Origin of the sequence: Streptomyces catenulae (assembly GCF_000718015.1) — a bacterium.
GTDB lineage: Bacteria > Actinomycetota > Actinomycetes > Streptomycetales > Streptomycetaceae > Streptomyces > Streptomyces catenulae.
Window position 1 is genome coordinate 1 of the sequence record NZ_JODY01000077.1, and the last position, 1,292, is coordinate 1,292.

The 1,292-nt window shown below is 79.7% G+C and carries 1 protein-coding gene; it reads right to left on the minus strand.

Annotated features, from left to right (window positions below; all coding sequences use genetic code 11):
* Positions 1-386: 386 nt before the first annotated feature.
* On the minus strand, positions 387-977 hold the full coding sequence (locus IF23_RS0130760; protein ID WP_030289601.1) for a TIGR03086 family metal-binding protein: 591 nt from the start codon (positions 975-977) through the stop codon (positions 387-389).
* Positions 978-1,292: the final 315 nt, after the last annotated feature.

Here is a 1,292-nt window from a genome sequence, read left to right on the forward strand (position 1 = left end):
GGGCCGGGGCGTACGCGGCCGGGGCACGTACGGCCGGGGCGGGGCGTTCCCGGGGCGGGGGCCCCGGGGACGCCGGGGGCACCGGTCACCCGGGCCTGCCGTTCACTCGGGCTCGCGGGTCGCCCGGGTGGCTCGCCGGTCACCTGGGCCTGCCGTTCACTCAGGCCCGCTGGTCACCCGGGCGCACCGGTCACCCGGGCCCGCCGGGCTCCTCGGCCGCGCACCACCCGGCCCCGGAGCTGCGCGCCGCCGAGCCTCGCAGCCGCGCACCACCCGCCCTCCGAGCCGCTCTCCGCGCCGCCCTCCGGGGCGCGCACTCCACCCGTCCGCGGGGCTGTGCCCTCCTGGGCGCGCACCCCACCCGCCCCGAGGCCGCCCGCCCCCCGCTACCCCGCCGCCGGTGTCCAGTCCGGGCGGCGCCCGCTCAGGGCCACGACGCGGTCCAGCAGGGTCGCCTCGTCCGGTACGGGGACGGCCGGGCCGAACATGCCGCCGCGGGCCGGGTCCTCCGCGGCGGGGGCGAGCAGCGCGTACGACACCCCGAGGCTCGCGGTGTCGGGTGCGTAGGGCTGGCCGGTGGCGCGGGCCAGGTCCCAGCCGTGCAGGACGAGTTCGTTGAGCGCGACCCGTCCGGCGAGGGCCGCGGGCAGGGTGATGCCACCCGCCTGCGTCTCCCCCTCCCAGGCGGCCGGGTGATGCCAGGCCGTGGCCAGCGCGTCGAGGTTGGCGGCCAGCTCGTCGCGCCACCCGGGGGCGATGTCGGGCAGGGCGCTGCCCGGTGACGTACCGGTCGAGGGGCCCAGTTCCTTGGCCGCGGTGTCCCGGAACGCCGCGGTCAGGCCCACCAGATGCCCCAGTAGATTCCGTACCGCGTACTCCGCGCACGGCGTCGGCGCCGCCAGCTGCTCGTCGCGGGTGCGGGCGGCGAGGTGGGCGATGAGCGCGGTCTGTGCGCCGAAGTCGATGGTCTCCGTCATGTCCGGGCGGTCCTTCCGTCGTCACCGGGTGCGGCCGGATACCCCGGCCCGGCCCTCAGTGAAACGGCCCCGGGCCCCGCACCCCGGCCGCCACACCGAGCCGCCCACCGCGGGCCGACGACCGTCCGGCCACCGGACCGAACGCTCCCGGCCCGCCACGCGCCCCCGGGCACGGCCCCCACCGCCGACCGTCCACACGCCTCCGCCCGGCCACCACCGGCCCCCACCTCCGGCCAGCCACCTCGCAGCCCTGACCGACCACCCCACCTCCGACCGGCCACCCCGCCCCCTCCAGCCGCACCCCCGACCCCCACC

Bases quoted from the DNA above. Each gene is read 5' to 3' on its own strand.
- IF23_RS0130760 (WP_030289601.1), bottom strand. From the start codon at position 977: ATGACGGAGACCATCGACTTCGGCGCACAGACCGCGCTCATCGCCCAC.